The 24,038-nt window shown below is 68.9% G+C and carries 27 protein-coding genes; 6 read left to right on the top strand and 21 right to left on the bottom strand.

Annotated features, from left to right (window positions below; all coding sequences use genetic code 11):
- Positions 1-185 (top strand): hypothetical protein (locus tag Q0581_RS13125; RefSeq protein WP_298700902.1); only part of this gene is annotated, 185 nt, incomplete at its 5' end.
- Positions 186-227: 42 nt separating this feature from the next.
- Positions 228-1,907, top strand: coding sequence for a DUF262 domain-containing HNH endonuclease family protein (locus Q0581_RS13120; protein WP_298700901.1), 1,680 nt, complete (start codon positions 228-230; stop codon positions 1,905-1,907).
- A gap of 46 nt (positions 1,908-1,953) precedes the next feature.
- Here Q0581_RS13120 and Q0581_RS13115 read toward each other — a convergent pair whose 3' ends face one another.
- Together Q0581_RS13115 and prmC are read right to left on the bottom strand one after the other, a co-directional pair.
- Positions 1,954-2,310, bottom strand: a complete 357-nt coding sequence (locus Q0581_RS13115; protein ID WP_298700900.1) for a hypothetical protein — start codon at positions 2,308-2,310, stop codon at positions 1,954-1,956.
- A 71-nt stretch (positions 2,311-2,381) separates the two neighbouring features.
- Positions 2,382-3,266, bottom strand: coding sequence for a peptide chain release factor N(5)-glutamine methyltransferase (gene prmC / locus Q0581_RS13110; RefSeq protein ID WP_298700899.1), 885 nt, complete (start codon positions 3,264-3,266; stop codon positions 2,382-2,384).
- Positions 3,267-3,349: 83 nt separating this feature from the next.
- Here prmC and Q0581_RS13105 point away from each other — a divergent pair, with 83 nt between their 5' ends.
- Positions 3,350-4,567, top strand: a complete 1,218-nt coding sequence (locus Q0581_RS13105) for a YihY/virulence factor BrkB family protein (RefSeq protein ID WP_298700898.1) — start codon at positions 3,350-3,352, stop codon at positions 4,565-4,567.
- Between the two features lie 2 nt (positions 4,568-4,569).
- On the opposite strand, the gene Q0581_RS13100 is transcribed toward Q0581_RS13105, so the two are convergent.
- Complete coding sequence (locus Q0581_RS13100; protein ID WP_298700897.1) at positions 4,570-5,214, bottom strand: IPTL-CTERM sorting domain-containing protein; 645 nt, start codon at positions 5,212-5,214, stop codon at positions 4,570-4,572.
- Between the two features lie 79 nt (positions 5,215-5,293).
- On the bottom strand, positions 5,294-6,361 hold the full coding sequence (prfA, locus tag Q0581_RS13095) for a peptide chain release factor 1 (RefSeq protein ID WP_298700896.1): 1,068 nt from the start codon (positions 6,359-6,361) through the stop codon (positions 5,294-5,296).
- Positions 6,362-6,495: 134 nt separating this feature from the next.
- On the opposite strand from prfA, the gene Q0581_RS13090 reads away from it, so the two are divergent.
- A complete protein-coding gene (locus Q0581_RS13090; protein WP_298700895.1) occupies positions 6,496-7,278 on the top strand; it encodes a sulfite exporter TauE/SafE family protein in 783 nt (260 codons plus the stop codon).
- Here Q0581_RS13090 and Q0581_RS13085 read toward each other — a convergent pair.
- The 6 genes from Q0581_RS13085 to Q0581_RS13060 all read right to left on the bottom strand — a co-directional run bounded on the left by Q0581_RS13085 (position 7,275) and on the right by Q0581_RS13060 (position 14,937).
- A complete protein-coding gene (locus tag Q0581_RS13085; RefSeq protein WP_298700894.1) occupies positions 7,275-7,877 on the bottom strand; it encodes a glutathione S-transferase N-terminal domain-containing protein in 603 nt (200 codons plus the stop codon). The genes Q0581_RS13090 and Q0581_RS13085 overlap by 4 nt on opposite strands.
- A gap of 4 nt (positions 7,878-7,881) precedes the next feature.
- Positions 7,882-8,742: an alpha/beta hydrolase gene (locus Q0581_RS13080; protein WP_298700893.1), complete on the bottom strand. Its 861-nt coding sequence runs from the start codon at positions 8,740-8,742 to the stop codon at positions 7,882-7,884.
- 57 nt (positions 8,743-8,799) lie between these two features.
- Positions 8,800-9,945, bottom strand: a complete 1,146-nt coding sequence (ispG, locus tag Q0581_RS13075) for a flavodoxin-dependent (E)-4-hydroxy-3-methylbut-2-enyl-diphosphate synthase (RefSeq protein WP_298700892.1) — start codon at positions 9,943-9,945, stop codon at positions 8,800-8,802.
- Positions 9,946-10,010: 65 nt separating this feature from the next.
- A complete protein-coding gene (locus Q0581_RS13070) occupies positions 10,011-11,168 on the bottom strand; it encodes a helix-turn-helix domain-containing protein (RefSeq protein ID WP_298700891.1) in 1,158 nt (385 codons plus the stop codon).
- Positions 11,169-11,338: 170 nt separating this feature from the next.
- The gene (gene ptsP, locus Q0581_RS13065; protein ID WP_298700890.1) at positions 11,339-13,546 is read right to left on the bottom strand and encodes a phosphoenolpyruvate--protein phosphotransferase; all 2,208 of its coding nucleotides are present in this window, start codon (positions 13,544-13,546) and stop codon (positions 11,339-11,341) included.
- A gap of 113 nt (positions 13,547-13,659) precedes the next feature.
- Entirely contained in the window at positions 13,660-14,937 is a 1,278-nt protein-coding gene (locus tag Q0581_RS13060; protein WP_298700889.1) for an aspartate kinase, read from the bottom strand.
- Between the two features lie 56 nt (positions 14,938-14,993).
- Here Q0581_RS13060 and ubiG point away from each other — a divergent pair, with 56 nt between their 5' ends.
- Positions 14,994-15,797, top strand: a complete 804-nt coding sequence (gene ubiG, locus Q0581_RS13055; RefSeq protein WP_298700888.1) for a bifunctional 2-polyprenyl-6-hydroxyphenol methylase/3-demethylubiquinol 3-O-methyltransferase UbiG — start codon at positions 14,994-14,996, stop codon at positions 15,795-15,797.
- Between the two features lie 3 nt (positions 15,798-15,800).
- Here the strand turns inward: ubiG and Q0581_RS13050 are convergent, their stop codons facing one another.
- The 7 genes from Q0581_RS13050 to Q0581_RS13020 form a co-directional block, all read right to left on the bottom strand.
- Positions 15,801-16,304 (bottom strand): GNAT family N-acetyltransferase, encoded by a 504-nt coding sequence (locus Q0581_RS13050; protein WP_298700887.1) that lies wholly within the window; start codon positions 16,302-16,304, stop codon positions 15,801-15,803.
- Positions 16,292-16,759 carry a DUF6265 family protein gene (locus Q0581_RS13045; protein ID WP_298700886.1) on the bottom strand — a complete coding sequence of 156 codons (468 nt, stop codon included), beginning with the start codon at positions 16,757-16,759 and terminating at the stop codon, positions 16,292-16,294. Before Q0581_RS13045 ends, Q0581_RS13050 begins: the two co-directional genes overlap by 13 nt.
- Positions 16,760-16,792: 33 nt before the next feature.
- A complete protein-coding gene (locus tag Q0581_RS13040; protein WP_298700885.1) occupies positions 16,793-17,608 on the bottom strand; it encodes a helix-turn-helix domain-containing protein in 816 nt (271 codons plus the stop codon).
- Positions 17,609-17,616: 8 nt separating this feature from the next.
- The gene (locus Q0581_RS13035) at positions 17,617-18,048 is read right to left on the bottom strand and encodes a DUF1178 family protein (protein ID WP_298700884.1); all 432 of its coding nucleotides are present in this window, start codon (positions 18,046-18,048) and stop codon (positions 17,617-17,619) included.
- The gene (locus Q0581_RS13030) at positions 18,045-18,899 is read right to left on the bottom strand and encodes a carbon-nitrogen hydrolase family protein (protein ID WP_298700883.1); all 855 of its coding nucleotides are present in this window, start codon (positions 18,897-18,899) and stop codon (positions 18,045-18,047) included. Before Q0581_RS13030 ends, Q0581_RS13035 begins: the two co-directional genes overlap by 4 nt.
- Positions 18,900-19,157 carry a glutaredoxin 3 gene (gene grxC, locus Q0581_RS13025; protein ID WP_298700882.1) on the bottom strand — a complete coding sequence of 86 codons (258 nt, stop codon included), beginning with the start codon at positions 19,155-19,157 and terminating at the stop codon, positions 18,900-18,902. It abuts the gene before it with no gap.
- Positions 19,158-19,232: 75 nt separating this feature from the next.
- Positions 19,233-19,985 carry a ComF family protein gene (locus Q0581_RS13020; protein WP_298700912.1) on the bottom strand — a complete coding sequence of 251 codons (753 nt, stop codon included), beginning with the start codon at positions 19,983-19,985 and terminating at the stop codon, positions 19,233-19,235.
- A gap of 51 nt (positions 19,986-20,036) precedes the next feature.
- Between Q0581_RS13020 and Q0581_RS13015 the strand changes: the two genes are divergently transcribed.
- Positions 20,037-20,891 carry a methyltransferase domain-containing protein gene (locus Q0581_RS13015; protein ID WP_298700881.1) on the top strand — a complete coding sequence of 285 codons (855 nt, stop codon included), beginning with the start codon at positions 20,037-20,039 and terminating at the stop codon, positions 20,889-20,891.
- A 260-nt stretch (positions 20,892-21,151) separates the two neighbouring features.
- Here Q0581_RS13015 and Q0581_RS13010 read toward each other — a convergent pair whose 3' ends face one another.
- The 4 genes from Q0581_RS13010 to Q0581_RS12995 are packed head-to-tail and all read right to left on the bottom strand — an operon-like array spanning position 21,152 to position 24,038.
- Positions 21,152-21,331 (bottom strand): Flp family type IVb pilin, encoded by a 180-nt coding sequence (locus Q0581_RS13010; RefSeq protein WP_298700880.1) that lies wholly within the window; start codon positions 21,329-21,331, stop codon positions 21,152-21,154.
- 27 nt (positions 21,332-21,358) lie between these two features.
- The gene (locus Q0581_RS13005; RefSeq protein ID WP_298700879.1) at positions 21,359-21,769 is read right to left on the bottom strand and encodes a (deoxy)nucleoside triphosphate pyrophosphohydrolase; all 411 of its coding nucleotides are present in this window, start codon (positions 21,767-21,769) and stop codon (positions 21,359-21,361) included.
- Positions 21,766-23,085 carry a bifunctional glutamate N-acetyltransferase/amino-acid acetyltransferase ArgJ gene (argJ, locus tag Q0581_RS13000; RefSeq protein ID WP_298700911.1) on the bottom strand — a complete coding sequence of 440 codons (1,320 nt, stop codon included), beginning with the start codon at positions 23,083-23,085 and terminating at the stop codon, positions 21,766-21,768. Before argJ ends, Q0581_RS13005 begins: the two co-directional genes overlap by 4 nt.
- A gap of 44 nt (positions 23,086-23,129) precedes the next feature.
- Complete coding sequence (locus Q0581_RS12995) at positions 23,130-24,038, bottom strand: peptidylprolyl isomerase (RefSeq protein WP_324523773.1); 909 nt, start codon at positions 24,036-24,038, stop codon at positions 23,130-23,132.

Below are 24,038 nucleotides of genomic sequence, written 5' to 3'. Positions count from 1 at the left end.
CCTGGCTGGCCGACCGCGGCTACGACCCCGTCTACGGCGCCCGGCCGCTGAAGCGGGTGATCCAGAAGGATCTGGTCGACCCCATCGCCCGCAAGCTCCTCGCCGGCGAGATCGAGGACGGCGCGGTCATCGCCGTGTCAGCGGGCGGGGACGGGCTGGAGATCGGGAAGGCGCGGGTGCATTAAGGGCGATGCTGTTTCCAAACGGTGGAAGTTCTGAGGCGGTGAATGGCTAAGGTTCAATCGGAAATCGGCTTCGAGCAACTCGGCTTGGGAGCAGTTTTGAAGCGGTACCGTCTGTTGGTTCCGCCAAATCAGCGGGACTACGCTTGGGAAAAAAAGGAGGTTCAAAATCTTCTTGAAGACCTGGCGGCGGCGATCAACGATGATGAGCCTCAACATTTCTTGGGCACGCTCGTTACAATTCCTAGGGCTAATGGCGTCCTTGAGGTCGTTGATGGTCAGCAACGCTTGGCCACGACAGCGCTAGTTCTGGCCGCCATGCGCCAGATATCTCTCCAAGGAAGCGATAATCTTCCCAAAGCGCTCGATGCTTTCTTGACTGACGTGGACACGGAAACGCTCGAGGACTCACCAAAAATGACGCTGAACGCGGCCGATTCAGCTATTTTTCATGAGCTGCTTCTGCATGGAAAAAGTCAAAGCGCGCTGCCTAACCGCGACTCCCATACCCGTCTGGTGACCGCCTATGGCTTGTCCAAGGTTCAGATGATGGCTGTGGCAAAGCCGTTCAGCGAAGCAGACCGTACCAAAGCGTTTTTGCGGTGGATGAAATACATCGAGTTCAACGCGCGCGTCATCTTGCTCAAGGTACCAGACGACGTCAACGCGTTTAAGATGTTTGAGACGCTTAACGACAGGGGATTGAAGGTTTCGCAGTCTGATTTGGTGAAAAACTATATATTTGGTCAGTCTGCTGCTCGCCTTGCTGAGGTTCAACAACTCTGGTCTTATGTAAAAGGCGCTCTTGAAACTCTTGATGAGGAAGACATAACGATGACATTCCTCCGACAATCGCTGATTGCAATGAATGGTTACCTTAAGGAAACGGATGTTTACGAGCGGGTACAGTCTTCGGTTAAGGGGGCTCAGTCATCGGTGAATTTTGTTACCGAGCTAGAGTCTCTTGCAAATGATTATGTTGCTATTGCCAGCCCGCAGAGCGAGAAGTGGAACGAATATCCATCCAAGGTTCGCGCGTCTCTCAAGGTTCTGCAGCTCTTTGACTTGAAGCCCTTTAGGCCCCTTATGCTAGCCATCGCTAGGCGCTTCACTGTTAAAGAGACTGCCTTGGCGTATGAGCGTCTGGTTGCTTATGCGGTAAGGCTGATCATCGCCTCGACCACTCGTTCTGGTTCGGTGGAGCAGCCGCTTGCTCGCGCAGCCAAGCAAATTTTCGATGGGGATATTCAGACTGCGAAAGACCTCGCTTCGCTGCTCGCCCCCATCATTCCGTCAGACGACCTGTTCCGACAGGCGTTCGAGGTTGCGACCGTGAGCCAAGCTAAATTTGCCCGATACTATCTCCGCTCGATTGAGATGAGCAGCTCTGGCGACCAAGACGCGTGGATGATTCCTAATGACGACACAGACGTCATAAATCTTGAACACGTTCTACCGCTTAAGCCTATGGATAACTGGCCATCCTACGACGAGGAAGCCGTCAAGACCTACTCGAAACGCATGGGTAACATGGCGCTCATGATAGCGAAGGATAACTCCGATCTGAAGAGCTCTGCGTTCGGCGATAAGAAGGCTGCTTTCGCGAAATCGCCTCTAACAACAACTTCGATGATCGGAAGCGTTGATGAATGGACGCCCGAGGAGATTATCAAGAGGCAGGTGCTGTTGGCTCAGCTCGCGGTGAAAGCTTGGCCACTAAAATAGCCTGCGTCGCGGCATCGGCTAATATGCTCCGGCGATGCACCAGCCATCACTCCACATCCCCCAACACCGGCATCACCTCCACCCCTTCGCAGGGGAAGATCGCCATGTGCGGGTGGCCGTCAAACAGCCGGACCGCCGCTTCGTGGCTGTCGGCCTGCACCACCATGAAGACGGTCAGCAGGTTGACCACGTCCGTCACCGCCCCCGCGTCGTCGATCCGTTTCGTCGGGCCCAGCGGGCCGCCCGCGTACAGGATGGCGTCGGCGTGTGACGCCTCCCACGCCTTGATCGCCGCCACGCCGGTTTCGGCCGTCGCCGCCTGCTGCCCCTCGGTCATGGCTTTCCAGGCCCGGAATTTGGGGCCGGTCTTGTCCATGGTGAACAGGGCGAGATAGCGGGGCATGGGCGTCTCCGTGGCCGGTCCTGCACCCCACACCCTTGTTCGCCCGGCCGCAAGCGGCGACGCGGCGCCCGCTACATCTTGGGGATCGGATTGGTGCGGGGGTCGGGGCCGTTGGTGACCACGCGGTCGCGGTCAGACAGATCCTTGATGATCTTCACATCGTCAAAGCCCGCCTCGCGGAACAGGGCGCTGACCGCCGGGCCCTGGTCCCAGCCGATTTCGACGGCGAAGAGGCCGCCGGGCTTCATGACGCGGGCGATCTGGGGCGCCAGGTCGCGATAGGCGGTCAGGCCGTCCGGCCCGCCGTCCAGCGCCAGGTGCGGGTCGTGGTCGCGCACCTCGGGGTCCAGGCCGGGGATGTCGCCACTGGGGATATAGGGTGGGTTCGACACCACCAGGTCGAAGCTGTGGTCCGCCAGCCCCGTCGCCCATTCGGTGCGCAGGAAGTCGCAGCGCCCGTCCAGCCCCAGGCTGGCGGCGTTGTCGCGCGCGACCGCCAGGGCCTCGGTCGAAATGTCCGTGCCCAGGCCGCGCGCCCCGGCCCGCTCGGCCAGGATGGCCAGAAGAATGGCGCCCGACCCGGTGCCCAGGTCCAGCACGCTGAACGCCTCATGCGGGGGGTAGTGCAGCAGGGCGACGTCCAGGATCGCCTCGGTGTCCGGCCGGGGGCTGAGCACATCGGGGCTGACGTTCAGCATGATCTTCCAGAACCCCTTGCGGCCCAGGATGCGCGAGGCCGGCTCGCGCTTCAGGCGGCGTTCGACATAGGCGTCCAGCGCCGCCTGCTGGTCCGGCGTCACGGCGCGATAGGGGTCGGTCAGGATGTCGGTGCGGCTGGCGCCGGTGGCGGCCTCCAGCAGAACGCGCGCGTCGATCGACGGGCTGTCGATGCCGACGGCTTTCAGCTTGGCTTGCGCTGTCTTCCAGGCGGTCAGTAGGGTCGGGGTGTCGGTCATCCGGGCGACTTGGCGCGCCGGGCGACGGATTTCAAGCGGAACGCCGCGCGCCGGCGGCCGTTCTGCAGGCGATGCGGGGGATGATGTCGAAATCAAAGCCGGGAAACGCCGTCGGGCCGTGGGCCTGGATCGCCGCCGTGGCGGGCGGACTGGCGGCCGGGGCGGGGGCGGCGCACCTGGCCTATCGCCATGGCCATCGGGTCGGTCTGGACCTGCGCGCCGTGCGGCCCGAGCCGGAACCGCCGCCCGCCCCGACGCCCCAGGATTTCGACGCCCGCGAACCGGGGCGCGGCCGCCTGGCCACCCGGCCGGAACAGATCCCGCGCAAGGGCTGGACCGACATCCTGTGGCGCTGGGGCGCCAGCTATTTCGGCGACCGGGTCGGCTTCGTGGCCGGGGGCGTGACCTTCTTCGTGCTGCTGTCGCTGTTCCCGACCCTGGCCGCCCTGGTGACCATCTATGGCCTGTTCGCCGATCCGACCGACGCGGCCCAGCGGCTGTATTTCCTCTATGGGGTGCTGCCGCCCGGGGTGGCCGACTTCATCGGCGGCGAGATGCAGCGCCTGGCCCAGGATTCGACCGGCGTCTTGACCTTCACCCTGGTCTGGACCCTGCTGCTGTCGCTGTGGACGGCCAACGGGGCGGTCAAGATGCTGTTTTACGGGCTGAATGTCGCCTATCACGAGGTCGAGCGACGCAATATCGTGCGCTACAACCTGCTGTGCATGGGCTTCACCATCTCGGGCCTGGTCGGGGTTCTGGTCGCCGCCGCCCTGGTGGTCGGGGTTCCGGTGGTGCTGGGCGTGCTGGGCCTGGCCGAGGAATGGGCGCATCTGGCGCCGTTGCGCTGGCCCCTGCTGCTGCTGGCCTATGGGGCGGCGCTGACGGCAGCCTATCGGTTTGGGCCGTGCCGGGCCAAGGCGCGCTGGCGCTGGCTGACGCCTGGCGCGATCCTGGCGGCCTTGCTCAGCGTAGGCCTGTCGCTGGCCTTCAGCTGGTATCTGCAGACCTTTGTGCGCACGGCCTCATACGGGCCGCTGGCGGCGATGATGGGCTTTCTGCTGTGGACCTGGCTGTCGGTGCAGATCGTGCTGATGGGGGCCGAGCTGAACGCCGAGATCGAGCATCAGACGGCGATGGACACCACCACGGGCGAACCGGCGGCCCTGGGCGAACGCGGCGCGGTGGTGGCCGACACCGTGGGACCGCGCCGGGGCAACCCCGCCGCCCTGGCCTTCACCATGCGCCACGCCGAGGCCCTGTCGGACCGGCTGTTGAAACGTCGAACGCGGCCGCGCTGATTTCAGGCGGCGCGGCGGCGCTGGATCATGAGGGCGGCGCCGCCGGCCAGGATCAGGCCGAACAGGATCATGGCCCATTCCGACAAGGTGGGTACGACGGCGACCGGCGCGGCCAGGGCGGAGGAGAAGGTGGGAAAGGGACCGGTGTTGGCCGTGATCTGCACCGGCCCGGCCGAGGTGGCGAAACTCGCATAGGGCGCATAGCCGTTGGTGTTGTCGGCCGTCAGAAGTCCCGTGGGCAACGCCAGATCGATGCCTGGAGCTGTGGGGGTGAATAGCGATTCATTCAGGCCGACCGAGGGAGAGCCGATCACCCCGATGCCGATCACCCCGCCGCCGCCGCCGCCGCCGAAGTCTGAACGCATCTCATACAGGGCGGGAGAGGTCAGGGCGCAACCGCCGGAACAGGCCGTGCCGGCAATGGTCACCGTGCCGCTGGTGATCGGATTGACCGTGCCCCCGCCCGTCGTGGCGGCGGTGTCACCCTGAAGCGTGAAGGTGTAGGCTTGGTTGGCGAATGGCGTGCCGTTGACGGTTCCCGAGCCTTCTCCAGAATAGGTGTAGGTGATCGGCGCAGCGGTGGCGGTCGTCGCCGTCAGCAGGCCACAAACCATGGCGGCCGCAAAGACCAGTCTAAAGCCGTTCATTTCAAAATTCCCCGATCCGGCCGCCGACAATGGCTCTGCGATCCCAGATGTCAATTCGACAACGAACGCTGTTCCAGAATTACCCGAACTCCGCCTCCAGATCCGCCAGGCGCGCCGCCTGGTCCTCGGCGATCAGGGCGTTCAGCAGGGGGTCCAACTCGCCCTCCAGCACCTGGGGCAGACTATGCAGGGTCAGGCCGATACGGTGGTCGGTCACCCGCCCTTGCGGGAAGTTGTAGGTGCGGATGCGTTCGGACCGATCGCCCGATCCCACCTGGCTCTTGCGGGCGTCGGACCGGGCCGCGTCCTTGGCCTGACGCTGCTGGTCATAGAGCCGGATGCGCAGGGCCTTCATCGCCTTGTCCCGGTTTACATGCTGGGATTTCTCCGAGCTGGTGGTGACGATGCCGGTCGGCAGGTGGGTGATGCGCACGGCCGAATCCGTCTTGTTGACGTGCTGGCCGCCCGATCCCGACGCGCGGAAGGTGTCGATGCGGATGTCCTTGTCGTGGATCTCGATCTCGACATCCTCGACCTCGGGCAGGACGGCGACGGTGGCGGCCGAGGTGTGGATGCGCCCGCCCGCCTCGGTCACCGGCACGCGCTGGACCCGGTGCACGCCGCTTTCGAACTTCAACCGGCCGAACACGCCGTCGCCGGTGACGGTGGCGATGATCTCCTTATAGCCGCCGGCGTCGCCTTCCGAGATGCTGTCGACCTCGACCCGCCAGCCGCGCGTCGAGGCGTAACGCGAATACATGCGGAACAGGTCGCCGGCGAACAGGGCCGCCTCGTCCCCGCCGGTTCCGGCCCGCACCTCCAGCACGGCGCTGGCGTTCTCGTCGGCGTCGCGCGGGGCCAGAAGCAGGGCTACTTCGCGTTCCAGGTCGGGCAGCCGGGCCTTCAGGGCTTCCAGCTCCTCGGCCGCCATTTCGGCCATGTCGGGATCGGCGGCCATGGCCTCCAGATCGGTCATCTCGGCGCGGGCGCGGGCCAGGCCGTTGACGGCGTCGGCCACCGGCTTCAGCTCGGCGTGTTCTTTCGACAGGCGCACGATCTCGGCCCCGTCGCTGGCCGCGCCCATGCGCGCCTCCACCTGGTGGAAGCGGTCGAGCACTTGATCGAGCCGGGCCTGGGGCAGTCGCAAGTCGCAAATCCTGAAAGATGGAAGGCGCTTCCTAACGACCCGCTGCGCCGGTGTCGAACCTGTGATCGCAACCTCAGCCGTATCCGGGCCATTGTTAGGACGGCGGCGCCTCCCCGCGCCGCGTGATCCAGGGGATGCGTTTGGAGGTCTTCTTTCTGTTTTTGGCGGTCGGGGTGGTGGCCCAGGCCGTCGATGGCGCCCTGGGCATGGCCTATGGCGTCATTTCGTCTTCGGTGCTGCTGGCCTTCGGTGTGCCGCCGGCCATGGCCTCGGCCAGCGTTCACGCCGCCGAGGTCTTCACCACCGCCGCCTCGGCCACCAGCCATGTGGCGCACAAGAATGTCGACTGGCGCCTGTTCCGGCCTCTGGTCGTGGCCGGGATCATCGGCGGGGTGCTGGGCGCCTATGTGCTGGCCGGCATCGACGGGGATGTAATCAAGCCGTTCGTCGTCGCCTATCTGGCCCTGGTCGGGATCTGGATCCTGTGGCGGGCGGGCCATGATGTGCAGCCGCGCCGCCTGCCCTCGTGGATGACCGGACCGATGGGGATCGTCGGCGGCTTCCTGGACGCCATCGGCGGCGGCGGCTGGGGACCGACGGTGTCCTCGGCCATGGTCGGATCGGGGGTCGAGCCGCGCCGCGCCATAGGCACGGTCAATACGGCCGAATTCCTGCTGACCGTGGCCATATCGGCCACCTTTGTCTGGAGCCTGGTGACCGGCCACTGGGAAGAGGCGGGGGCGCTTCAGAACCATGGCGCGGCGGTGGCGGGCCTGGTGGTCGGCGGCCTGATCGCGGCGCCGTTCGCCGGCTGGATCGTCAAGCGTGTGCCGCGCCGGGCGCTGACCTATGCGGTGGGCGGGCTGCTGATCGTCCTGGCCGCCTTCCAGGGGTTGCAGATCAGCGGGCTGCTTTAGGCCGCATCCGGCCGGGTGGCGGCGAAACTGGGCCGGGCCTCCAGCGCGGCCTGAAGCGCGACCAGTTTCGGCCGCCCGGCGCGCCAGTCGAACTCCGGGTGGCGGAAGTCTGTCCAGGTCAGTACGCAGCCGGCGGTGATGACGCCGATGTCCAGCCGCTCGGCCGACAGGTCCGCGGCCTCCAGCGCATCCAGCGACCGGCCCAGGCGGTCGCGCCAGCGGGCCATCCAGCTCGGCGACTGTTCGCTTTCGGGGCGGCGCTTCTCCAGCACCCATTTGACGCCCATCTCCAGCGCGCCCTGGCCCAGGGTCTCGATCCGCCGCACGGCCAGACGTTCCGGCCCCGCCATGGGGATCAGCCCCGGCCCGTCGCCCAGTCCGTCCAGATATTCGCAAATTAGCGGACTGTCGGTGATCGGCAGGCCGTCGCGCGCGATCAGGACCGGAACCTGGTCGATGGGGGCCACGGCCGCCAGTTCGGGCGCCGCGCCGTACAGATCGACCACCACCTCCTGCACCTGATCCGCCAGCCCCCGCTCACGTGCCACGATCCGGCATTTGCGGGCATAGGGGGAGGGGGTGGTGATGTAGAGTTTCATGGTCTCAGCGCCGTTCTATGGTCACGCCGTCGGGCGCGGCCAGGGCGTCCAGACGGGTCCGCGCCGCCGCATCATCCAGGGCATAGGCGCGCATGAAATCTATCGTCGTGGCGGCGATCAGTGCGAAATCGTCGGCCTGGGCGTTGCCCACCAGGCTGTGATCGCCGCCCGCGACGGTGATCAGCATCTTGTCGCCGGCGGGGCTGGCTTCGAAGGCCGCGCGGTGGTCGCGCGGATCGGTGACGAAACCCGGCACCAGATCGGCGTCGCCCGTCACCATCAGCACCGGCGTGGATACCGTCGCAAAGGCGGCCGGACTGACCACGCCCGGGATCAGGCCGGGCGACGACAGGGCGACGACCGCCTTGATCGCCGGATCGCCCTGCGGCCCTGCCAATGTGACGGCGCCGGCCGACATCAGGGCGTTAAGCGAGCCGAACGAATGACCCGCCGCGATCAGCGGCTTGCCCGGATGGCTGGCTTGAACATGGCCGCGCACCACGGCCAGATCGACGATCCGCGTGATGAAGGCGCTGCGTTCGTCCGCCTCGGCGTGACGGGGATGCAGAAGAGAATCCAGGTGCAGGGGCGCCACCACGGTGAAGCCCTGGGCGGTCCAGGCGTCGATGATGCGATGATAGCGCGCCGGGTCGCTGTTCCAGCCATGGCTGAAGACGATGACCGCGCGTTCGTCCGTCGCCGGCCAGACATTGACGGTGATGGCGCGCCCGTCGGGGGCCGTCAGCTCGACCTGGCGCACGGCGGCGGCCGCCGTCTCGGTCGTGGCCTGCGCCAGGGCGGGCCGTCCCATGGCGCCGCACAGCGACAGGGCGAAAACAGACGCGATCAGGATGCGGTGGATCATGGCGGACTCTCTCTTGACCGCGTCTGACTAAACCAGGCCTGGGGCGCCGAACAGGGGCTATTCGGCGGCGTCGGCGCGCGCGGCGCGCGCGGCTTCCAGCTCGGCCGCCTTGGCTTCGACCTGGGCCACGATCTCGTCGATCATGCCGTCATTGGCCTGTTTGTGGGCGATCTTGCCGCTCAGATAGATCATGCCCGCCCCCTTGCCGCCGCCGGTGAAGCCGATGTCGGTATACAGCGCTTCGCCCGGCCCGTTGACCACGCAACCGATGATCGACAGCGACAGGGGCGTGGCGATGTGGGCCAGCCGTTCCTCCAGCACGCCCACGGTCTCGATGACGTTGAACCCCTGACGCGCGCATGACGGGCAGGCGATGATGTTCACCCCCCGGTGGCGCAGGCCCAGCGACTTCAGCATGTCGAAGCCGACCTTGATCTCTTCCACCGGATCGGCGGCCAGAGACACGCGGATGGTGTCGCCGATCCCGGCCCACAGCAGATTGCCCATGGCGATGGACGACTTGATCGTGCCGGTGCGCAGGGGACCGGCCTCGGTCACCCCGACGTGCAGGGGACAGTCGATGGCCTCGGCCAGTTGGTGATAGGCGGCGACGGTCAGAAAGGGGTCGGACGCCTTCACCGAAATCTTGAACTCGTGGAAATCGTGGTCCTGAAGGATGCGCGCGTGGTTCAGGGCGCTTTCGACCATGGCCTCGGGGCACGGCTCGCCGTATTTCTCGAGCAGTTCCTTCTCCAGGCTGCCGGCGTTGACGCCAATACGCATGGAGCAGCCGTGGTCGCGGGCGGCCTGGACCACTTCGCGCACGCGATCCGCCGACCCGATGTTGCCGGGATTGATCCTCAGGCAGGCGGCGCCCGCCTGGGCCGCCTCGACCCCGCGGCGATAGTGGAAATGGATGTCGGCCACCAGGGGCAGACGGGACTCGCGCGCGATTGTCTTGAAGGCGGCGGTGGAGTCTTCATCCGGGCAGGACACGCGCACGATGTCAGCCCCGGCCTCTTCCAGCTGGCGGATCTGGTCCAGGGTCGCGGCCGCATCGGACGTCGGCGTATTAGTCATCGACTGGACGGTGATCGGCGCGCCGCCGCCCACGGGCACGGCGCCGACCATGATCTGGCGGCTGGGACGCCGTTCGATATGGCGCCAGGGACGGATATGGCCGAGGGCGGAAGGGTCGCTCATGACGCCCGTCATATAGGGGATGGGCCGGGCGGGGACCAGTTGGCGCCGCGCCGCAGCGAGCAGGATCAGCCGTCGCCGGCGACGACGGTTTCGTAGGGCACGGGGCCGGTGGCGGGGCGGCGCGCGGGCGGGGTCGCCGCCCGGGCCGACGGAGCGATGACCGCCAGGGTCGCCTGGGCGGCCGCGGCGCGGGCGGATTCGGCGTCGGCGGCCATCTGGCGGGCCATGGTTCCGGCGCGGGCGTTCAGCTGCTGCAGCGGCGTGGCGGTCGACGGCAGGACGCCGCCGTGTTCACCGTTCAGATAGACGTCGAACGCCTGGGGGTCCGAGGCGTCGATCACGGCCGACACGCCCATGGGCGCGCGATAGGCTTCACCGGCGGCCAACTGGCGGGCGAACAGGATGCGCCCGTCGGCCATGCGCACGACCAGGCTGGCGGCCTTGCGCGCCTGAAGCACCACATGCGAGGCGGTGGCCGAGGCGCCGTGTATGGCGCCGCGCGGGTTGAAGGCTTTCTGCACCGGGGCCAGGGCCGTGGCGGTCGCGCCCGGCGCATCGACGTCGGCGTCGATCAGCTGGGCCTCCAGGCCGGGGGTGATGTAAAGCGCCGGCGTCGTCTGGTCCGGCGGCGCGGCGCGCGGCGCGCCCAGGCTGACCGCCTGGCCGGGCACGGCGCCCAGGGTCCAGCTTTCGGGAATGGAGGCCAGGGCCGAGGGCGAGGGCGCGCGCATCAGATTGACGCGCTGGAACACGTTCCAGCCCACCACGGCCACCGCCGCCAGGGCCAGCACGCCGATCACGCGCGGCGAATAGCGGCGGACTTCCTGGAAGGCCACGCCGACCGGCGCCTGCAGCGGCACGGACGGATCGGGGCATTCGCGCTTGAACCGCTCGACCGCCAGCTGTTCGTCCAGGCCCAGGGCGCCGGCATAGGCGCGGACATAGCCGATGGAGAAGACCCGCGACGGCAGCGACGACCAGTCGTTCTGCTCCAGCGCGATCAGATAGCGGGTGTGGACACGGGTGGCGGTCGACAGTTCGGTCAGCGAACGGCCGGACTGCTCGCGCGCCAGGCGCAGCCCGTCCCCCAGAGTCGCGGCGTCGGTGACGGAGGGCACGGGATCCTTCCAGTCGGGATGGTTCCGAAACTCTTCGGGGACATTCCCCGTATCCAGCGCCATGACGCCCGACCCCACACTCGGCGCGGGGATGTCGTTGCCCATCCGCGCCGTACTCGACCACGATCCGACTGATAGCACGCCATCGTGACGGATCGGGTCTCCCCCCGGAGACCCCGGAAAACCGTCTTGTGGATAACTCATTTCAGCCGCCCGATCAACGCTCTGTTAACCGCGTCGCGCGGCCCGACGCAGATGTGCCGGGACGGGACGCCTCAGACCGAGACGTTCAACTTGCGGGCCAGGCTTTCCAGTTCGTTGCGGATCGAGCCGGCGGACGAGCCCAGCAGGGTCTGCATCCCCTTGCGCGCGGCGGTCAGATCGGTGGTCAGGATCATCCGCTTGACCGGCCCCACCCCGCCCGCCGGGGCCGACAGGCGGGTGAAACCCAGGGCGATCAGGGCGAATGCCTCCAGCGGGCGTCCGGCCAGCTCGCCGCACACCGACACCGGCGTGCCCGTCTCGGCGCAGGCGGTCTGAATGGCCTGCAGCGCCCGCAGCGCCGGGGGCGACAGGGGGTCATAGCGGTCGGACACCAGCGGATTGGTGCGGTCGGCGGCGTACATGTACTGGAACAGGTCATTCGACCCGACCGAGACGAAGTCGGTCAGCGGCAGCAGGGCGTCCAGGTGCCACAGCAGGCTGGGGCATTCGATCATGGCCCCGACCCGCAGCAGTTCGGGCAGCGGTCGCCCGCGACGCCGCGCCCATTCGCATTCGATGTCCACCAGTTCTCGCGCGGCGCGGAACTCGTCCACCGTGGCGATCATCGGAAACATCACGCGCAGCTCGCGCCCGGCGGCGGCGGCCAGAAGCGCCCGCAGCTGAAGCCGCAGCAGGCTGGGCCGGTCCAGCCCCAGGCGGATGGCGCGGCGGCCCAGGGCGGGGTTCTCCTCCCGCTCGGTCGCCTCCAGATAGGGCAGCACCTTGTCGCCGCCGATGTCCAGGGTGCGGAAGGTGACGGGGCGGCCCCCGGCGGCGTCCAGCACCAGCTTGTACAGGGCCGTCTGGCTGTCCAGGCGCGGCAGCTCCTCGGACACCATGAACTGGAACTCGGTGCGGAACAGGCCGATGCCCTCGGCCCCGGTCAGGTCCAGATTCTCCAGGTCCACCGCCAGGCCGGCGTTGGTGGTCAGGGTGATGCGCGTCCCGTCCTGGGTCACGGCGGGCGTGTCGCGCAGGGCGGCGAACTCGGCCTGGCGCTGGTCGCGGACGGCCATGCGCGACTGGACGGCCGAGATCATGTCGGGCCGGGGCCGCAGATAGGTCTCGCCCGTCTCGCCGTCGACGATGACCAGATCGCCCTCGCTCAGCCGGTCGCGCACCCCTTGCAGGCGGCCGACGCAGGGGATCTGCAGCGCGCGGGCCACGATGGCGGCGTGGCTGGCGGATGAACCCTCCTCCAGCAGCAGGCCGCGGATGCGGTGGCGCGGATACTCCAGCAGGTCCGCCGGGCCCAGGTTGCGCGCCACCAGGATGGCGTCGTCCGGCAGATCGCGGTCGCCCGGCTTGTCGCCCGCCAGGATGCGCAGCAGCCGGTTGGCCAGATCCTCGAAATCGTGCAGCCGCTCGCGGATGTAGGGGTCGCGCGCCTGGGCGAAACGGGCGCGGTGTTCGTTGCGCACCCGGTCCACCGCCGCCTCGGCCGTCAGGCCGCCGCGCACGGCCTCTTCCAGCGACCGGTTCCAGCCCCGGTCGTCGGCGAACATGCGATAGGTCTCCAGCACCTCGAACGACTGGCCCGCCAGCTTGCCCTGGCCGCCGTCCAGCATGGCGTCGATGCCGTCCTTCAGGGTGATCAGCGCCTCGCGTAGACGGATCTCCTCGACCTGCTGGTTCTCGGCCAGCAGCCGCTCGGGCGGCAGGGGCGCCTCGTGCAGAACCACATGACCGATGGCCAGGCCCTCGGCGAACCTCTGGCCCTTCAGCCGCTCGGGCCGGTGGGGCGCCACCTCGATGTCGCGCAGCTCCTCCTGGGCCAGCAACTCGCCCGAGGCGACGGTTTCGGCCAGGACCATGGCGATGGTCTGGATGTCCTCGACCTCGTCTTCGTCATAGCGACGCTCGGCGCGGTTCTGGACCACCAGAACCCCGATGGCCCGGCCGCCGCGCAGCAGGGGCGCGCCCAGGAAGGCGTGGTACGGATCTTCGCCCGTCTCGGGCCGATAGGAGAAGCTGGGGTGGGTCGGGGCATCCGACAGGCTGATCGGCTGGGCCAGGCGCGCCACTTCGCCGACCAGGCCCTCGCCGGGCCGCAGCCGGGTGTTGTGCACGGCCTCGGGGTTCAGCCCCTGGGTGGCGAACAGCTCCAGCTCGCCCGAGGCGCGCCGCAGATAGATGGAGCAGACCTCGGCCACCATCGACTGGGCGATGGTGCGCACCACCATGTCCAGCCGTTCCTGGGCCGGACCCGCACCAGCCATGGCCTCGCGGATCTGGCGCAGGAGGTTCCTTGGTCCCCTGGTCGTCAATCCGCCGATCGGCAATGGCCCCTCCGTGGTGTCAGCCCCCAGATGGGCGCCGGTGTCGCGTCAATCTAGACCGTATCCAGCCCATAAGCCGAATGTAGGGCGCGAACCGCCAATTCCGCATAGGCGGCGTCGATCAGGACGCTGATCTTGATCTCGCTGGTCGAAATGGCCTGGAATTTGATCCCCTTGTCGGCCAGGGCGCGGAACATGGTCTGGGCCACGCCGGCGTGGCTGCGCATGCCGACGCCGACGACCGAGACCTTGGCCACGTCCTCGTCGACGCGCAGTTCCTCGAACCCCAGCCGGGCCTGCGCCCCGCGCATCAGATCGGCGGCGCGCGCGGCGTCCCTGCGGCCGGTGGTGAAGGTCAGATTGACGGCGCCTTCGCTGCGGGCCTGGCCCTGGACGATCATGTCCACATTGACGTTCGCCTCGGCCAGATAGGTGAAGACGTCGGCCGGCGCCTCGGTGCGGTCCGACAGGCCCAGCAGGGTGATCCGGGCCTCGTCACGGCTCATGGTCACGCCGGACACGATGCGTTTCTCCACGATCTCCTCCTCGTCGCAGATCAGGGTGCCGGCGTTCGTCGGCAGGTTTCCGGCCTCGTCCGGTTCGATGAAGCTGGACAGAACCCGCACCGGCACCTGTTTGGCCATGGCCAGTTCGACCGAGCGGGTCTGAAGCACCTTGGCGCCCAGGGACGCCATCTCCAGCATTTCCTCGTACGACACCCGCTCCAGCCGCCGGGCGCGGGCCTCGATGCGCGGGTCGGTCGTATAGACGCCGTCCACGTCGGTATAGATGTCGCACGGACAGTCCAGCGCCGCCGCCACCGCCACGGCCGAGGTGTCCGATCCGCCCCGGCCCAGAGTGGTGATGCGCCCGTCGCGGGTCACGCCCTGGAAGCCCGGAACCACGGCCACCTGGCCGCCGTCCACCGCCGCGCCCAGCCGGTCGCCGGGCACGTCCTCGATGCGGGCGCGGCCGTGGGCGTCGTCGGTCAGGATGGGGATCTGCCAGCCCATCCAGCTGCGCGCCTCCAGCCCCATGTTGCGCAGGGTCAGGGCCAGCAGCCCCGCCGTCACCTGTTCGCCCGAGGCGACCACGGCGTCATATTCGTCGTCGCACAGGGCCACGCCCGGCCCCGGCTTGCCCGCCCCGTCGGTCCAGGCGACCAGTTCATTGGTCTTGCCCGCCATGGCCGAGACGACCACGGCGACCCGGCGCCCGGCCCGGACCTCGGCCGCCACGATGCGCGCGGCGCGGCGGATGCGCTCCAGGTCGGCCATGGAGGTGCCGCCGAACTTCATCACCAGTCGTGTGGGCGTGGCGGGCCGCGTCATCGTGGCGGGGGCGCTCCGGCTTGCATGGATCGGCCGGCGGGTTCATCCCTCGGGCCATGACCGCTTCTAACCCGCAAGGGGCCGCCCGCAAGCCCCAAACCGTCAAGCCGGACCAGACGGGCGCCCACGGCCCCTCGATCGACCCGGCCGATGTCGCCCGTTTCTCGGCCCAGGCGGCCGAGTGGTGGGACGCGCGCGGGCCGTTCGCGCCGCTGCACAAATTCAATCCGGCGCGCCTGGGTCTGATCCGGCGGCTGGCGCTGGAGCGGTTCGGCCGCGACCCGCAGGCGATCCGCCCGTTCGAGGGTCTGACCCTGCTGGACGTCGGTTGCGGCGGCGGCCTGGTGGCCGAGCCGATGCGGCGCATGGGGTTCACCGTCACCGCCCTGGACGCCTCGGCCGAGAACATCGGCACGGCCCGGGCCCATGCCGAGATGGTCGGCCTGGACATCGCCTATCGCAACGCCACGGTCGAACAGATGGCGGCCGAAGGGGCCGGGCCGTTCGATGTGGTCCTGACGCTGGAGGTGGTCGAACATGTGGTCGATCCGGCCGCCTTCCTGAAGACGGCGGCGGGCCTGGTGAAGCCGGGCGGGATGATGGGCGTCGCCACCCTGAACCGCACGCTGAAGTCGCTGGCCCTGGGCAAGGTGGCGGCGGAATACGTCCTGCGCTGGGTGCCGGCGGGCACCCACGACTGGCGCCAGTTCCTGAAACCGGCCGAGATCGCCGCCATGCTGGACGACACGGGCCTGTCGGTCCAAGGCCCGTTCGGCCTGGCCTATGATCTGCTGAACGACCGCTGGATCGAAGGCGCCGATGCGGACGTCAACTTCATGATGACCGCCTATCGCGACTGAAACTCAGGCCTGAAGCCGCCGGACCATATAGCGGGCGTCGGCGCCATAGCTGGCCAATTTGGCGGCCATGGCCGGGCTGTCGACGGCCTGAAACCCCAGCCGGTTCCAGAATGCGGCGGCGTCATTGACCGCCACCAGGGCGATATCGGGCCAGCCGTCGGCCGTCGCCTGGGCGGCCAGACGTTCGACGATCGGGCGGGTGTGGCCGCCGCCCCGCGCCTCGGGGTGCAGGGCCAGGTCGTGCAGATAGATCACATCGGCGTCGTCAGGCAGGGCGCCGATCAGGCTGTTCAGCGCCGGGGCCGCCTCGCGTCGCCACGGATAGGCGACCAGATAGCCGCGCACCCCCTCCGCGCCGTCCAGCACGAAGCAGCCGCCCGGGTTCAGGTCCAGCCGCTCGGCGAAACAGGCGCGATCTTCCAGGTGGTTCGGAAAGGCCAGGCGGGCGACGGCCACGACCCCGTCCAGGTCGCCCTCCCGCATCGGCCGCCAATTCAGCTCGGGCATCGGCTGTTCAGCTCCTTGCGCTCGAAGGTCCAGGCCGCGCTGCGCTCGCGGCCGTTGATCTGGCCTTCGATGCGGGCGGTCATGCGGTCGCCGTCGCGAGCATAGATGATCCGGGCCGGATAGTCGTCGGCCACCGTGTTCTGGAACACCGCCCGCCCGGCCGACTGCTCGGCCAGCAGGAACAGGGTCGGGGGCGCGCCGTCCGGCTGGGCGAAATAGCCCAGGCGGCCCTCGGGGTCGGCCTTGATCTGCGACGCCTCGAACCCGGCGCGGCCGCCCCGCACCGTCAGGGCCCAGCCGACCATCAGGCCCTGGCGCGGATCGCTCCACGCCTCGGCCGCCTCGCGCCCGTTCGAACAGTCCAGCCAATAGCCGGCCATCCAGCCCAGATCATCGGCCGTGGCGGCCGGGCTTTGCAACATCAGGGCGGCGGCGAGGGCGGGCAGGATGGGCATGGCGGGTTTCTCTATGGTCTGTCCGGGCGGACCCTAGGCGTCCGCCGCGCTCGGCGGCTTGTAGGATTGCGACGCGATGGCCCGCGCCAGTTCGACCTGTTCGCGCGCCCAGTCGGTGGCGGTGCAGCCCAGGAAGCGGCGGAAGTCACGCGCCATCTGCGGCTGGTCGAAATAGCCGGCCGCCAGACCGGCCTCCAGCCACCCGGCCGCCTGATCCTCCGCTGCATGGTCGAACACCCGGCGGAACCGGAACACCGATTTCAGGGCGCGGGGCGAAACTCCGACCCGGTCCAAAAACCGCCGTTGCAGGGCGCGCAAGGCGGCCGCATCGCGGGGCGGCGTCGGTCGTTCGGCCTGCAGGGCCTCCACCTCGGCCCGCACCAGGGGGTCGATAGACCAGTCGCCTGTTCGGCGCTGCCGATCCAGCCAGGCGACGACGGCCGCCGCCTGGCCTTCGGCATCGCCCGGCGGCACGCACAGGTCCGTCGTCCGCCCGGTCATGTCCAGGCGCCGATCGGTGGCGGCGGACAGGGGCGCGCCCAGCCAGTCGCGCGCGCCGTCGGGATGAAACCGCACGGCCACCAGCTCGACCGGCCCGACCGGACGGATGGCCAGGGGCCGGGTCATCTGGCCGGCGAAGATGCGCGGCGGTTGAAGCCGGAACACGCCATCGTCGTGCAGTTCTTCGTAGGGATCGCCGACATCGACCACCAGTTCGGGACAGCCGTCCGGGGCGATGCGCTGGACCGTGCGGCTGGGTTCGGGCGCGGCGTATGTCCAGATCACCCGCACCCAGGGCCTCAGCGCCGGGGGCGGATCGAATTCCTGATACCGTTCCCCGCCGCTCATGACGCCGGTCAGTTCAGCTTGGCCGGATCGGGCGGGGCGGACGGCAGGGGCGCGCAGGGCACGCCGTCATCCCTCAGCCGTTTGACCTCGGCGGGGGTGGCCTCGCCATAGATGTCGCGCTTTTCCGACCGACCCTCGTGGATGTCGCGGGCCTCGCGCGCGAAGGCGTCGCCGACATAGTCGAAATTCTGTTCGACATGGTCCCGCACCTGGCGGGCGGCCTGCATCACCATGTCCTGCATCCGCGCGCTCGTCTCGGGCGCGGCGGCCTTCTTGGTTCCCGACACCGCCGGGGCCATCACCTGTTTGCGAACGGCGGTCGAGCCGCAGGCGGGGCATTGCACCAGGCCGCGCGCCGCCTGGTCGTCATGGTCGGCGGACGAGGCGAACCAGGCCTCGAAACCATGGTCGTGATCGCAGATCAGGGCATAGCGGATCATGGGGCGGCCGCCGATGCAGGCGCCGCGAAATCGCGGTCGTGGCTCAGGGCGGGCACCGCCTGCCGCGCCTTGTCGACCGCGTCCAGGTCCAGGGTGGCGAACAGCACCCCCGGCTCGTCATGGTCCAGCCGACCGATCACTTCGCCCCACGGCCCCACCACGATGGATCGGCCCCAGGTGTGGCGGCCGTCTTCGTGCGTGCCGCCTTGCGCGGGGGCCAGGACGAAGGCGCCGGTTTCTATGGCCCGGGCGCGCAGCAGGATCTCCCAGTGGGCTTCGCCGGTCGGTCGGGTGAAGGCGGCGGGCACGGCGATCAGGGCGGCGCCGGCCTTGGCCAACTGCCGGAACAGGTGCGGAAACCGCACGTCGTAGCAGACCGTCAGCCCCAGCCCGCCCCAGGGCGTTTCGGCCACCACGGCGCCGTCGCCGGGCCGGATGTTGGCGCTCTCGCGATAGGTCTCGCCATTGGGCAGATCGACGTCGAAGACATGCAGCTTGTCATAGCGCGCGGTGATCCGGCCCTGGTCGTCGATCAGCAGGCTGCGGTTCGCCGCCCGGTCGTCGCCGACATGGCCCGATCTGACGATGGCCGACCCGACCAGCAGCCAGACCTTCAGCTCGGCCGCCAAGGCGCACAGGCCCTGGACGCATGGATCGTCGGCCTCGTCGTGGATCGCTTCGCCGCGCCGGTCGCGGCGCTGTTCCAAGAGGTTGGTCCCCTCGGGCGTCAGGATGAACCGCGCCCCGCCCGCCGCCGCCTGACGGATCAGGGGCTCGACATGGGCCAGCCCCGCCTCGGCCGTGGCCGGGGTGCGCGTCTGGATCAGGGCGATGTCCAGCCGGCGGTCCATTCAGGCGGCCAGCAGAGCGTCCAGCTTGCCGGCCCGGTCCAGGGCGTGCATGTCGTCCGATCCGCCGATGTGTTCGCCGTTGATGAAGATCTGCGGGAAGGTGGCGCGGCCGCCCGAGCGCTGGATCATCTCGGCCTTCTTCTCCGGGTCGTTCGAGGCCACGATCTCGGTGAATTGCGCACCCTTCCTGGTCAGCAGGCCCAGCGCCGCATAGCAGTAGGGGCAACCGGGTTTGGTGTAGATGACGACGTCGGCCAAATCAGATCTCCAGAATAAAAACGCCCTAAAGCAGAGAGCCGCCGCGCGGCGAGCGATAGGGCCTGCATATAGGGCCTACATAACCACTTCCCGCGCGGTTCGCACCCGCGCGACGACGGCCAGATCGACCGCCCGCGCCCCGGCGGCCAGCAGGGCCTTGGTGCAGGCTTCGGCCGTGGCGCCGGTGGTCAGCACATCATCGACCAGAAGGATGCGTCGGCCGCGCACACGCCGGGCGCCGGCCTCGGTCACCGCAAAGGCCGTGCGCACATTCTCGCGCCGTCCGCGCGCGGACTTGCCGCCCTGGCTGTCGGTGGGTTTGGCGCGGACCAGGGCGTCGGCCAGATAGTCGCGGCCCGCCGCCCCCGCCAGCGGCCGGGCGATCTCGGCCGCCTGGTTGAAGCGCCGGGCCAACAGGCGTGACGGGTGCAGGGGAACCGGCGCCATCGCATCGGCCTGATCCACCAGATCGGCGGCGGCGCGACTGATCCAGCGCGCGAACAGGGGGCCGAATTGCTGCTGGTCGCCGTGCTTGAACCGCAGGATCAGGGTGCGGCTGGCCTCGTCATAGACGCAGGCGGCGCGCGCGCGGGCGAAGGCATAGGGCTGGGCCGTGCAGGCGGCGCAACGGTCGGCGGCGAAGACCCCGCCGTCAGCCTCGAACGCCGCGCCGCAGCCGTCGCACACCGGCGCCTCCAGGAACACCACCCGGCTCCAGGCGTCGGGGGTCAGTCCGGCCGAGGCGGTGGCCTGACGGCTGTCGTGGGCCATGGGCGGCAGGATCAGATCGGCCGCGCCCCGGCCCAGGCGGCGCAGTTGCAGGCCCATATGCCGGCCCGCGCCTTTCAAAGCCTGGCCCCAGCCCCCATTGTGCACCCGATGACCTCCGCTCCGCCCCGCCTGTTCGACCCCGACCGCCGCGCCGCGCGCCTGAGGCGGGCCGGGCGGCGGTTCGCGGACGCCGACTTCCTGCACCGCCGCGCCGCGACCGAGACCGTCGCCAGCCTGGAGGCCATAGTGCGCAGCTTTCCGGTCGCCGTCGACCTGTCGCCGCATGCGGGCGTCTTTGCGGATGTGGTCGCCCCTCTGGGCGAACGGGTCGGGCCGGTCCAGGCGGTCATGGCCGCGCCGGGGCAGGCGGCCCTGCCCCTGGCGGACGGATCGGCCGATCTGGTCGTCTCGATCCTGGGCCTGCACTGGGCCGACGACCTGCCAGGCGCCCTGGCTCAGATCAAACGGGCGCTGAAGCCGGACGGCCTGTTCCTGGGGGCGCTGTTCGGGGCCGGGACGCTGAAAGAGCTGCGCGGCGTGCTGACCGAGGCGGAGCTTCAGGTGCGTGGCGGGGCGCAGGCGCGGGTGTCGCCCTTCGCCGATGGATATGATGCGGCGGCCCTGATGCAACGGGCCGGTTTCGCCCTGCCGGTCACCGACGTGGACCGGGTGACGGTGCGTTATCCCGATCTGTTCGCCTTGGTGCGCGACCTGCGGGCCATGGGCGAGACCAACGCCCTGGCCGGGACGATCCGACCGCTGACCCGCGATATCGCCGCGCGCGCCGCCGCCCTTTACGCCGAACGCCACGCGGAGGCGGACGGCCGCATCCCCGCCACCTTCGAGATCGTCCAGCTGGCCGGCTGGGCGCCGCACGACAGCCAGCAGAAACCCCTGCCGCGCGGCTCGGCCAAGATGCGGCTGGCGGACGCCCTGGGGGTCAAGGAGCAGGGCGGGGACTGATTGTTGGGAGTCTATTCCCGCATATCCGCTCATCCCCGCGAAAGCGGGGATCCAGTCCTGTTATCGAGACGTCGGTGCTTCAGGACTGACGATGCGGATCACAGGCAGCGCTGCATCGCCCAAAGACCTGGATCCCCGCTTTCGCGGGGATGAGCGGTGATTTTTGAAATGACCCGAATTCGCCAATACTTAACTGGCATATGGCCCTGTCTTATGGCCCGCGGTCGTCGGCCCTGCGGGACCTCCCGACCCGACGCGGGCTAGCCGCCCATGGCGTTCCGAAGCGTGGTCATCGCCACATTGAACACCCCGGTCGAGGTGTTGCCGAACGCCGTCACCGCCGACAGGATGACCAGGAAGATCAGCGCCAGGATCAGGCCGTATTCGATGGCCGTGGCGCCGCCCTCGTCGCGCATCAGGCGGGCGATGAAACGTCTCATGCGGCCCTCCCATGTAAGGCGCGGCGGTTACAGCAGGTCGCGCAGCCAGGCGACCAGGGGTTCATCGGCCGGGGGCATCGGATAGTCCGAAAGCTGGTTCGGCCTGACCCACTTCAGGGCCGCGTGTTCCTTGCGGATCACCGGCCCTGACCACCTGCGGCACAGATACAGTGGCATCAGAAGGTGAAAGGTTTCGTAAGCGTGGCTGGCGAAGACGAAGGGCGCCAGGCAGGATTCCTGCACGTCGATGCCCAGTTCTTCCTTCAGCTCGCGGATCAGGGCCGCCTCGGGGCGTTCGCCCGCATCGACCTTGCCGCCCGGAAACTCCCACAGCCCCGCCAGCTGCTTGCCCTCGGGCCGCTGGGCGATCAGCACGCGGCCATCGGCGTCGATCAGGGCGACGGCGACGACGAGGACGGTCTTCAACGGCTCGCTCACGACCGATAGTCGCCGTTGATCTCGATGTAGCGTTTGGTCAGGTCGCAGGTCCAGACGGTGGCCGAGGCGCGGCCGGAGGCGACATCGACGGTGATGTCGATCTCGGGACGCTTCATATAGGCGCTCATCTTGGCCTCGTCATAGGCGGGCGACGGGGCGCCGTCGATGGCGGCGACATGGGGCCCGAAACGGATGGCCAGGCGGTCGCGGTCCACCGGTTCGTCGGTCTTGCCCACGGCCATGACGACCCGGCCCCAGTTGGCGTCCTCGCCCGCTATGGCGGTCTTGACCAGGGGGCTGTCGGCGATCGACTTGGCCAGCTTGCGGGCCGAGGCGGGGCTGGCGGCGCCGTCGACCGTCACCTTGACGAACTTTGTCGCGCCCTCGCCGTCACGCACCAGCTGGTGCGCCAGGTCCAGCATCACCCTGTCCAGGGCGGCCGAGAAATCCTTCAGGCGACGGTCCCCGACCCGGCCGATGCGCGGCGCGCCCGACGCTCCGGTGGCGAACAGCAGGCAGGTGTCGTTGGTCGAGGTGTCGCCGTCCACCGTCACCGAGTTGAAGGTGGTGCGCACATGCACCCCCAAGAGCGCCCGCAGCACCGGCGGGGCGATGGCGGCGTCGGTGACGATGAAGGCCAGCATGGTGGCCATGTCCGGCGCGAGCATGCCCGACCCCTTGGCGATGCCGGCGATGCGGACCTTGACCCCGTCGATGCGGCATTCCGCATAGGACCCCTTGGGAAAGGTGTCGGTGGTCATGATGGCCTGGCCGGCGGCGGTCCACTGGTCGGCGGCGGGGCGGTCGGCGTCCAGCCCGGCCTCGATGTCCGGCAGGCGCGCGGCGATCTTCTTGTCGTCCAGCACCACGCCGATGACCCCGGTGGAGGCCAGCATGACATCGCGCTGGCGACAGCCGAACCGCTTGGCCACCTCGGACGCCGTGCGCCGGGCGGCGTCGGCCCCGGCCTTGCCGGTGAAGGCGTTGGCGCAGCCGGCGTTGACCACCAGGGCGCGTACGTCGCCCCCACCGCCCTCGGCGTCCAGGTGGCGGCGGCACCAGTCGACGGGCGCCGAACCGACCTTGTGCCGGGTCAGCACGCCTGCACAGGTCGTGCCCTTGGCGAAGCGGAACACCGTCAGATCGGCGCGGTCATGCTTGTAGAAGCCCGCGCGCGCGGTGGCGATCTCGACCCCGCCGACCGGCGCAATGACCGGGAAGGGCACGGCCAGGGGCGAGACCTCAAGACCGGGCTTGCCCGGCGCGGCAGGCGGCGCGGCGACCTCGGCGGCGCGGCCGCGCGTCAGGGGTTTCAGGGCTTTTTCGAGTGCGGCCTTGGCGGCGTCGGCGGGTCGGTTGCTCAAGACTTGGGTGTTCCCTGGACGGAAGGCGCGGCGGCGGGCGGGGGGACAGAGGCGGGAGCCGAAGCGGGCGGGGGGGCCGAGGCGGGTTCGGAGGCGCCGCCGGTCTCGCCCGACAGCAGCACCTCGACCTTGGCCTTGCCGCGCAGCTTCTCCAGCAGGCGCCGCACCTCGTCATAGGTCAGATAACGCACGATCTGGGGCCTGGCCTGGTCCAGGGTCGGAGGGCTTTCGCGGCGACGGTCCTCGACCCGCAATACGGCCCAGCCGCCTTCGGTCTGGAACGGGCCGACGGTCGATCCGGCCGGCTTGTCGCGCAGGGCCGTGGCGTAGGCGGGCGGCATGACGTCCAGCGTCGAATAGCCCAGGTCGCCGCCGGAATAGCGCGTCGCCTCGTCGACCGACCGCTCCATGGCCACGGCCTCGAACTGGGCGCCCTGGCCCAGCATGCCGATCACGGCGTCGGCCTCGGGCTTGGTGCGCGACAAGATCAGCCGCACGCGGATCTCTTCGGATGTCCGGGCCAGGCGCAGCTGCTCCTGGTACAGGGTCTGGACCGCCTGATCGGTGATGGCGCCGTTGACCACCGTCTCGACCAGCATGTCGCCCAGGATGCGTTCACGCGTGGCCTGAAGGCGCCGCTGGGCCAGTTCGGAGTTGTCCAGACCGCGACGTTCCGCCTCGCCCGCCAGAAGCTTCTGGTCGATCACTTCATCCAGCACGCGCCGGAACAGGCCCGACGAGGCGTCCAGCGGCTCGCCCTCGCCGATCAGGCCCTGGGCCACCGCCTCGCGCCGGACGTCGGACATCCAGATGGTCTGGTCCTGCACCTTGGCCACGGCGCGGTCGCCCGGCTCGGGCTTGCGGTCGTTGCCGCCCCCGCCACAGGCGGTCAGAAACAGGGCCAT

Origin of the sequence: uncultured Brevundimonas sp. (assembly GCF_937863155.1) — a bacterium.
GTDB lineage: Bacteria > Pseudomonadota > Alphaproteobacteria > Caulobacterales > Caulobacteraceae > Brevundimonas.
The sequence above is the reverse complement of the archived record's forward strand: the minus strand, read 5'-3'. Positions and strand labels throughout refer to the sequence as shown.

Excerpts from the sequence above, each read along its gene's own strand:
- Q0581_RS13120 (WP_298700901.1), top strand. The coding sequence starts at position 228 with ATGGCTAAGGTTCAATCGGAAATCGGCTTCGAGCAACTCGGCTTGGGA.
- Q0581_RS13115 (WP_298700900.1), bottom strand. The coding sequence starts at position 2,310 with ATGCCCCGCTATCTCGCCCTGTTCACCATGGACAAGACCGGCCCCAAA.
- prmC (WP_298700899.1), bottom strand. The coding sequence starts at position 3,266 with ATGACCGACACCCCGACCCTACTGACCGCCTGGAAGACAGCGCAAGCC.
- Q0581_RS13105 (WP_298700898.1), top strand. The coding sequence starts at position 3,350 with ATGTCGAAATCAAAGCCGGGAAACGCCGTCGGGCCGTGGGCCTGGATC.
- Q0581_RS13100 (WP_298700897.1), bottom strand. The coding sequence starts at position 5,214 with ATGAACGGCTTTAGACTGGTCTTTGCGGCCGCCATGGTTTGTGGCCTG.
- Q0581_RS13090 (WP_298700895.1), top strand. The coding sequence starts at position 6,496 with ATGCGTTTGGAGGTCTTCTTTCTGTTTTTGGCGGTCGGGGTGGTGGCC.
- Q0581_RS13085 (WP_298700894.1), bottom strand. The coding sequence starts at position 7,877 with ATGAAACTCTACATCACCACCCCCTCCCCCTATGCCCGCAAATGCCGG.
- Q0581_RS13080 (WP_298700893.1), bottom strand. The coding sequence starts at position 8,742 with ATGATCCACCGCATCCTGATCGCGTCTGTTTTCGCCCTGTCGCTGTGC.
- ispG (WP_298700892.1), bottom strand. The coding sequence starts at position 9,945 with ATGAGCGACCCTTCCGCCCTCGGCCATATCCGTCCCTGGCGCCATATC.
- Q0581_RS13070 (WP_298700891.1), bottom strand. The coding sequence starts at position 11,168 with ATGGGCAACGACATCCCCGCGCCGAGTGTGGGGTCGGGCGTCATGGCG.
- ptsP (WP_298700890.1), bottom strand. The coding sequence starts at position 13,546 with ATGGCTGGTGCGGGTCCGGCCCAGGAACGGCTGGACATGGTGGTGCGC.
- Q0581_RS13060 (WP_298700889.1), bottom strand. The coding sequence starts at position 14,937 with ATGACGCGGCCCGCCACGCCCACACGACTGGTGATGAAGTTCGGCGGC.
- ubiG (WP_298700888.1), top strand. The coding sequence starts at position 14,994 with ATGACCGCTTCTAACCCGCAAGGGGCCGCCCGCAAGCCCCAAACCGTC.
- Q0581_RS13050 (WP_298700887.1), bottom strand. The coding sequence starts at position 16,304 with ATGCCCGAGCTGAATTGGCGGCCGATGCGGGAGGGCGACCTGGACGGG.
- Q0581_RS13045 (WP_298700886.1), bottom strand. The coding sequence starts at position 16,759 with ATGCCCATCCTGCCCGCCCTCGCCGCCGCCCTGATGTTGCAAAGCCCG.
- Q0581_RS13040 (WP_298700885.1), bottom strand. The coding sequence starts at position 17,608 with ATGAGCGGCGGGGAACGGTATCAGGAATTCGATCCGCCCCCGGCGCTG.
- Q0581_RS13035 (WP_298700884.1), bottom strand. The coding sequence starts at position 18,048 with ATGATCCGCTATGCCCTGATCTGCGATCACGACCATGGTTTCGAGGCC.
- Q0581_RS13030 (WP_298700883.1), bottom strand. The coding sequence starts at position 18,899 with ATGGACCGCCGGCTGGACATCGCCCTGATCCAGACGCGCACCCCGGCC.
- Q0581_RS13020 (WP_298700912.1), bottom strand. The coding sequence starts at position 19,985 with ATGGGCCTGCAACTGCGCCGCCTGGGCCGGGGCGCGGCCGATCTGATC.
- Q0581_RS13015 (WP_298700881.1), top strand. The coding sequence starts at position 20,037 with ATGACCTCCGCTCCGCCCCGCCTGTTCGACCCCGACCGCCGCGCCGCG.
- Q0581_RS13010 (WP_298700880.1), bottom strand. The coding sequence starts at position 21,331 with ATGAGACGTTTCATCGCCCGCCTGATGCGCGACGAGGGCGGCGCCACG.
- Q0581_RS12995 (WP_324523773.1), bottom strand. The coding sequence starts at position 24,038 with ATGGCCCTGTTTCTGACCGCCTGTGGCGGGGGCGGCAACGACCGCAAG.